The sequence below is a fragment of the Cyanobium sp. T1B-Tous genome (assembly GCF_024345475.1).
In the GTDB taxonomy this organism is placed as follows: Bacteria; Cyanobacteriota; Cyanobacteriia; order PCC-6307; family Cyanobiaceae; genus Cyanobium_A.
In genome coordinates this window covers 1-6,418 of sequence record NZ_JAGQBE010000099.1, presented here as the reverse complement: position 1 = coordinate 6,418, position 6,418 = coordinate 1, and the positions used below count along the sequence as shown (strand labels likewise).

The window sequence follows — 6,418 nt, the reverse complement described above, 5'->3', positions numbered from 1 at the left end:
CTTGCCGTCGCGGAAAAACCAGGTTTCAGGCACCACCAGGCTCTCCACCAATGCCTCGGCTTCGCTGCTCTCCTGCTCCAGGCGCTGCTGATAGGACTCCAGCGAGGTCTCCTGAAGCGTTGCCATCCGCGCCTGAACGGCTCTCTCGAGGCGCTGATCCCCGAGGATCGTCGCATCCATGCCGGTGGTGCGTTCGAGCCAGTCCGCGATGGCCGCCAATGCCATGGAGGGCTAGGGCGTGGCCAGGCTGAGGGTCTCGCTGGGAACTCCCGCACTGGCATGGCGCAGCAGCACATCGAGGTGAATCACCTGGATCAGGCCCCGCTCATCGAGGGCCACACCGCCGAGATAGGGCTTGCTGTTGGCCTGCAGGGCGGAATCGCTGAAGCTGGCCGGCGCCTTCATCAGCGTGTCCGTGACCCGTTCCGCCAGCAGGCCGAAGATGCGGCCGGAGCCATCAGGCCCCCGATGGCTCACCATGATGATGCGGGTGCTGAGATTGCTGCCGCTGGGCCGTTGTTCGATGAACTGGCAGAGATCAATCACCGGCACGATCGTGCTGCGGTAATTGAACAGACCCGAGACATAGGTCGGAAAATTACGCACCGCTCTCAGGCTCACCCTCGGAATCACTTCCACCACCGAGGCGCTTTCGATCGCGTAATAGGCGTCGCCAACAGCAAAGAGGAGAAACAGCACAGGAGTGCTCCCTTCGCCTGCCGCATGGAGGGGGTCACGCACACGGTCGCGCACCACATCGGGCACGACGTTGGCCATGGTGTCGGGCATCACCTCACTCTAGGGACGCTGTCTACAACCCATGGCGACAGGGCTTGACTGCACAAGCTGTCTGTGATTGCGCTCCACTGCAATTTGGTTGATAAATCGCCCCCGCCTGGCCATCATCCAGCCATTGCCGCTCGGGTGTGCGCCCGCTTGCTTCCCGATGGCCCAGAACCAGTCCATGGAAGGGCGGCTCAAGCTGGCCTTTTTCGGCCTCGGCGGCTTGGCCTTCGCCATGGCGCTGTTGGGACTGCGCACCACCCTGGTGCTGAGCGACAACATCTCCGAGATCAGTGAGGGCAATCTGCCCCAGGTGGAGGGGCTGTGGATGGTGAACGAGGGGCAGACCCGCATCCGCATGGCCAAGTTGGCGCTGATGCAGCCCGACATCCGCTCTGGCGAACAGAGCGCTGAGCTCCGCCGCATCGACGGGGCCTGGAAGCAGATCAACGAAGGCTTCCAGGCCATCGAAGGCTCCAAGTTGTCTGACGAGGACAAGAAGGCTCTCGCCAACACCAAGCGCGACTGGGATGCTTGGGCCAGCAAGAACGAGCAGTTCATGCAGCTCTATCCCCGCTACATGGCGCTGGGCAATGGGGCCGCCATGGGCACGGTGGCGGCGGCTGCGCCGCTGGCGGCCCAGTTGCGCCAGGAGCTGCGGGAGAGTGCGCCCCAGTTCAAGCAGGCCGAAGCTTCCTTGCTCGCCCAGACCGAGCTCAACCACCAGCAATCGCTGAAGCTGCGTGCCGCGGCCGAGTCCAACGTCAAAGCCAGTGTGTTTTGGAGCCTGACCGCCCTGGTGCTGGCGCCGGCGGCGGCCGTGGCGCTGTCGATCTATTTCAGCCGCAGCATCGCCCGTCCCCTGGGGGCTCGGATTGCTCGGGTGGTCACCGTGGCGGATCAGATCGCCCAGGGGGATCTCACCGGCGACCTTCCCCCCAGCGAGGAGCGCGATGAACTCGGCACCCTCCAGAACGCCTGCCGGGCGATGAGCCTGAGCCTCAGCAAGCTGGTGCGTCAGATCCAGACCTCAGGGATCCAGATCACCACCTCCGCCACCCAGATCGCCGCCTCGGGCAAGGAACTGGAAGCCACGGTGGCCGAACAGCTGGCCAGCACCAACGAGGTGTCCGCCACTGCCCAACAGATCGCCGCCACCTCGCGGGTGCTGGTGCACACCATGGATGAGGTGGATCAACTGGCGCAGGACACCGCCACCTCCGCGGCCAGGAGCCAGACCGATCTCAACCAGATGGAGACGTTGATGCGGCAGTTGGCGGCCTCCAGCTCGGGGATCACCGCGAAGCTGGATGTGATGAATGAGAAGGCCACCAACATCAATAGTGTGGTGACCACGATCACCAAAGTGGCCGATCAGACCAATCTGCTCTCCCTCAATGCCGCCATCGAGGCGGAAAAGGCGGGTGAATACGGGTCCGGTTTCGCGGTTGTGGCCCGCGAGATCCGGCGTCTCGCCGATCAGACTGCCGTCGCCACCCTCGAGATCGAGGCGATGGTCAAGGAGATGCAGGGGGCCGTTTCGATGGGGGTGATGGAGATGAACAAGTTCAGCGGTGCGGTGAACACCTCGCTCGAGGACGTGGTGCGGATCAGTGACCAGGTGGAGGGGGTGATCGTGCAGGTGCAGGGCCTCAGCCCCCGGTTCCAGCAGGTGGGCCAGAGCATCGGTGAGCAATCCCAGGGTGCTCAGCAGATCAGTGAGGCCATGCAGCAGCTCACCCAGGCCTCGCAGCAGACAGCCGACGCCATCAATGACACCAACCGGGCCCTCGAGCAGCTCGATGAATCGGCCCATGGTCTGCGTTCGGAGATTTCCCGCTTCCAAGTGAGCAGCTGAGGTCAGCACCATGGAGGACTGCTGGAATCGCATCGGCGTCACCGGTGATCGCAGCTGTCCGGAGCTGCGCACGGTGGTGCACTGCCGTAACTGCCACGTGTTCTCGGCGGCGGGTCGCAGCCTGCTGGAGCGGTTGCCACCGGACGACTACCTGCAGGAGTGGACCCATGTGCTGGCGGAAAACCAGCGTGGTGGTGCCGGCGCCAGTCTCGGCTCCGATGGCGCGGTGGTGCGCAATGACCAATCGATTTCGGTGATGCTGTTCCGCCTCGGTACGGAGGTGCTCGCCCTGCCGGTGGGGGTGCTGCAGGAGGTGTCGCCACCGTTCGTGATTCACAGCGTTCCCCAGCGCACCAACCGGTTCTTCCTCGGGCTGGTGAACATCCGTGGCGAAATCATGCTGGCGGCCTCCCTGCAGCACTTGCTCGGCCTCGGCGATGCCGATGGCCCTGCGAAGCGATCCATGGATCAGGGCCTGCCCAGTTCCTGCCGGATGGCGGTGGCCGGTGCGGATGACGACAAATGGGTGTTGCCGATGGATGAGGTGTTCGGCATCCATCTGTTCAACCGCCAGGAGATCCGCGAGGCTCCGGTGGTGATCACCAAGGCCGGCGATTCGCTCACCGGTGGCCTGCTGCCCTGGAACGGCTGCAGTGTGGCGCTGCTCGATCCCGATCGATTGTTCGCCGCTCTGCGCGCCACGGTGTCGCCTCCATGAGCAGTTCTCCGGAGCAGGCCACGCCGCTGGAATTGTTCCGGCAAGAACTGGAGGATCAGGTGGCGATTCTCAACCAGGCCCTACTGGACCTGGAGGCAGACCCCGCCAGTGCCGATGGCTTTGACCGCCTGATGCGGGCGGCCCATTCGGTGAAGGGGGCGGCCCGCATCGTTGGGCTGCACGACCTGGAGGCGCTCGCCCATGCCTTTGAAGACACCCTGGTGGCGGTGCGGGATGGTCGCCTGCCGCTCAGCCCGTCCCTGCTGAGTCGACTGTTCACCATCGTCGACTGCCTGGAGACGATCCAGGGCTGTGCGCCGGCGGAGCTGCCCGGCTGGATCGACAGCCAGCGCCCCGTGCTCGAGGCCCAGGCCCGGTCTCTGATGGCGGGCTCGAGCGACGACGCTCCGGTTGCCGCCCCTGCCGAGGCCTTGGCCCCTTCAGGCGAGCCAACGCAGGGCACGCCCGCTCCGGAACGGGTGGTGCGGGTGGACGCGGATCAGCTCAACCGCATCATGGCCCTGGCTGGTGAATCCCTGGTGGAGGCCAAGTGGCTGCAACCCTTCGCCGATTCCCTCGCCCAGCTCAAGGACCGCCAGAACGAGATGGTGGCCCTGGTGGAGCAACTCCATCAGCAGCTGAGCGAACCCGGCTCCGGTGGCGCTCGCGACCTGATCGAGCAGGTGCGCGCCAAGGAACGCGACTGCCAGCAGCTGCTGGTGGATCGACTCGGCGAACTGGAGCTGTTCGCCCGACGTGCCAACAACGTGGCCTACCGCCTCTACCGCGAGGTGATCGGCTCCAACATGCGCCCCTTCAGCGATGGCCTGGCGGGCTTTCCGCGCATGGTGCGCGACATCAGCCGCAGCCTCGGCAAACAGGTGCGCCTGGAGGTGGTTGGCAAGGGCACCCTGGTGGATCGCGACATCCTCAAACGGCTGGAATCGCCGCTCACCCACATCCTGCGCAACGCCATCGACCACGGCGTGGAGACGCCTGAGGCCCGGCTGGCGGCGGGCAAATCCGCCGAGGCCACGCTGCGGATCGAGGCCCTGCATCGCGGCGGCATGCTGGCCATCCACGTGGCGGATGACGGCCGCGGCGTGGATCTGGAGGCGGTGCGCCGCACCCTGGTGCAGCGGCAGCTGATGGAGGCGGAGGCGGTGGCGCGGATGGGCGAGGCGGACCTGCTCGACGCCCTGATGCTCCCCGGCTTTTCCACGGCTACGGCGGTGACGGAACTCTCCGGCCGCGGTGTCGGCCTCGACGTGGTGCGCGCGATGGTGCAGGAGGTGGGTGGCAGTGTGCGGCTCAGTTCCACGGCAGGGGCAGGCACCAGCATCCACTTCCAGCTGCCGCTCACCCTCTCGGTGGTGCGCACCCTGCTGGTGGAGATCGCCGGAGAGCCCTACGCCTTCCCCCTGGCCCGCCTGGATCAGATCGTGGCCATGGATCAGAGCGCCATCCACGGGGTGGAGGGCCGCGACACCTTCAACCTCGATGGCCGCACCATCGGCCTGCTGGCGGCCCGGGAGGTGATGGCGCTGCCCCCGCTCGATCAGCTGCCCGATCCGGTGCCGCTGGTGGTGATCAGCGACCACAGCAACGTCTACGGCGTGATGGTGGACCGCTTCCTCGGCGAGCAGGATCTGGTGGTGCGGCCCCTCGACAGTCGTCTCGGGCGGGTGCCCAACATCAGCGCGGCGGCACTGATGGGCGATGGGCTGCCGATCCTGATCGTGGATGTGCCCGATCTGGTGCGCTCGATTGATGCCCGCCTGATGCGGGGCGACCTTCGCTCCCTGGCCGCCGCTCCTCCGGCCCCCTGTTCTCGCCGGCGGGTGTTGGTGGTGGACGACTCCGCCACCGTGCGTCAGTCCCTGGTGCGCTGCCTGATCGGGGCGGGCTATCGGGTGGAGCAGGCGGCCGATGGCCGCGAGGCCTGGACCGCTCTGCAGGGCCAGGAGTTCGATCTGGTGCTCACCGATGTGGAGATGCCGCGGATGGATGGGCTGGAGCTGGTGCGGCTGCTGCGGCAGCTGCCCCGGCTGGCTTCCCTTCCGGTGATGATCGTGTCCTCCCGGGAGGGTGAACAGGATCGGCTGCTGGGGCTCGAGGCCGGCGCCGATTACTACCTCGACAAGGGCAGCTTCTCTGATGCCCGCCTGCTCGCTGCCGTGCACGATCTGATTGGTCCGGCCTGAGATGCGGATCGCCATCGTCAACGACCTCGCGATTGCCATCGAGGCATTGCGCCGGGTGGTGGGGTCGGATCCACGCCACAGCGTGGTCTGGGTGGCGAGGGATGGGGAGGAGGCGCTGGCCCGGGCCCAGCAGGATCGCCCCGATCTGATCCTGATGGATCTGTTGATGCCGGTGATGGATGGCGTCGAGGCCACGCGCCGGATCATGGCGGAGGCGCCCTGCCCGATCCTGGTGGTGACCGGTAGCGTCGGCCATCGGGCCGGCATGGTGTTCGAGGCCATGGGCCACGGAGCGCTCGACGCCGTGAACCTGCCGGTGCTGACGGCACCACCCGAGCAGGCCGGCGCCGAGCTGCTGCGCAAGATCGCCGTGCTCGACAAGCTCCGGGGCGGCAGCCCCGGGCGATCGGGGCTGGCCGCGACGGCCGGCTTCAGGCCCGGAACCCCACTGATTGCCATTGGCTCCTCCACCGGCGGTCCCAAGACCCTGGTAGAGGTGCTCAAACCCCTGCCCCCCACGCTGCCGGCGGCCCTGGTGGTGATCCAGCACATCGATCAGCAATTCGCCGGCGGGCTGGTGGACTGGCTCGATCAGCTGGTCCCCCTGCCGGTGCGGGTGGCCGCCGAGGGGGATCGGCCTGTAGCCGGCACGGTGCTGGTGGCCGCCAGCAACGACCACCTGGTGCTGCGCTCCAACGGCACCCTCGGCTACACCCCCGACCCGCGTGAGCAGCCCTATCGCCCCTCGGTGGACGTGTTCTTCCAGAGCCTGGTATCCCACTGGCGCCCACCCGGCCAGGCAGTGCTGCTCACCGGCATGGGCCGCGATGGCGCCGAAGGCCTGCTGGCGCTGCG

At 66.8% G+C, this 6,418-nt stretch carries 6 protein-coding genes; 4 read left to right on the top strand and 2 right to left on the bottom strand.

Annotated elements, in window-relative coordinates:
* Together KBY71_RS14250 and KBY71_RS14245 are read right to left on the bottom strand one after the other, a co-directional pair.
* On the bottom strand, positions 1–225 hold a 225-nt coding region (locus KBY71_RS14250; protein ID WP_254929553.1), incomplete at its 3' end, for a hypothetical protein.
* A 6-nt stretch (positions 226–231) separates the two neighbouring features.
* Positions 232–789 carry a chemotaxis protein CheW gene (locus KBY71_RS14245; protein ID WP_254929552.1) on the bottom strand — a complete coding sequence of 186 codons (558 nt, stop codon included), beginning with the start codon at positions 787–789 and terminating at the stop codon, positions 232–234.
* A gap of 157 nt (positions 790–946) precedes the next feature.
* Here KBY71_RS14245 and KBY71_RS14240 point away from each other — a divergent pair, with 157 nt between their 5' ends.
* The 4 genes from KBY71_RS14240 to cheB all read left to right on the top strand — a co-directional run.
* Complete coding sequence (locus tag KBY71_RS14240; protein WP_254929551.1) at positions 947–2,641, top strand: methyl-accepting chemotaxis protein; 1,695 nt, start codon at positions 947–949, stop codon at positions 2,639–2,641.
* A gap of 10 nt (positions 2,642–2,651) precedes the next feature.
* Positions 2,652–3,359: a chemotaxis protein CheW gene (locus tag KBY71_RS14235; RefSeq protein ID WP_254929550.1), complete on the top strand. Its 708-nt coding sequence runs from the start codon at positions 2,652–2,654 to the stop codon at positions 3,357–3,359.
* Positions 3,356–5,563, top strand: coding sequence for a hybrid sensor histidine kinase/response regulator (locus tag KBY71_RS14230; protein ID WP_254929549.1), 2,208 nt, complete (start codon positions 3,356–3,358; stop codon positions 5,561–5,563). The genes KBY71_RS14235 and KBY71_RS14230 overlap by 4 nt, the downstream gene beginning before the upstream one ends.
* A gap of 1 nt (position 5,564) precedes the next feature.
* A partial coding sequence (cheB, locus tag KBY71_RS14225) for a chemotaxis-specific protein-glutamate methyltransferase CheB (RefSeq protein WP_254929548.1) occupies positions 5,565–6,418 on the top strand: 854 nt, incomplete at its 3' end.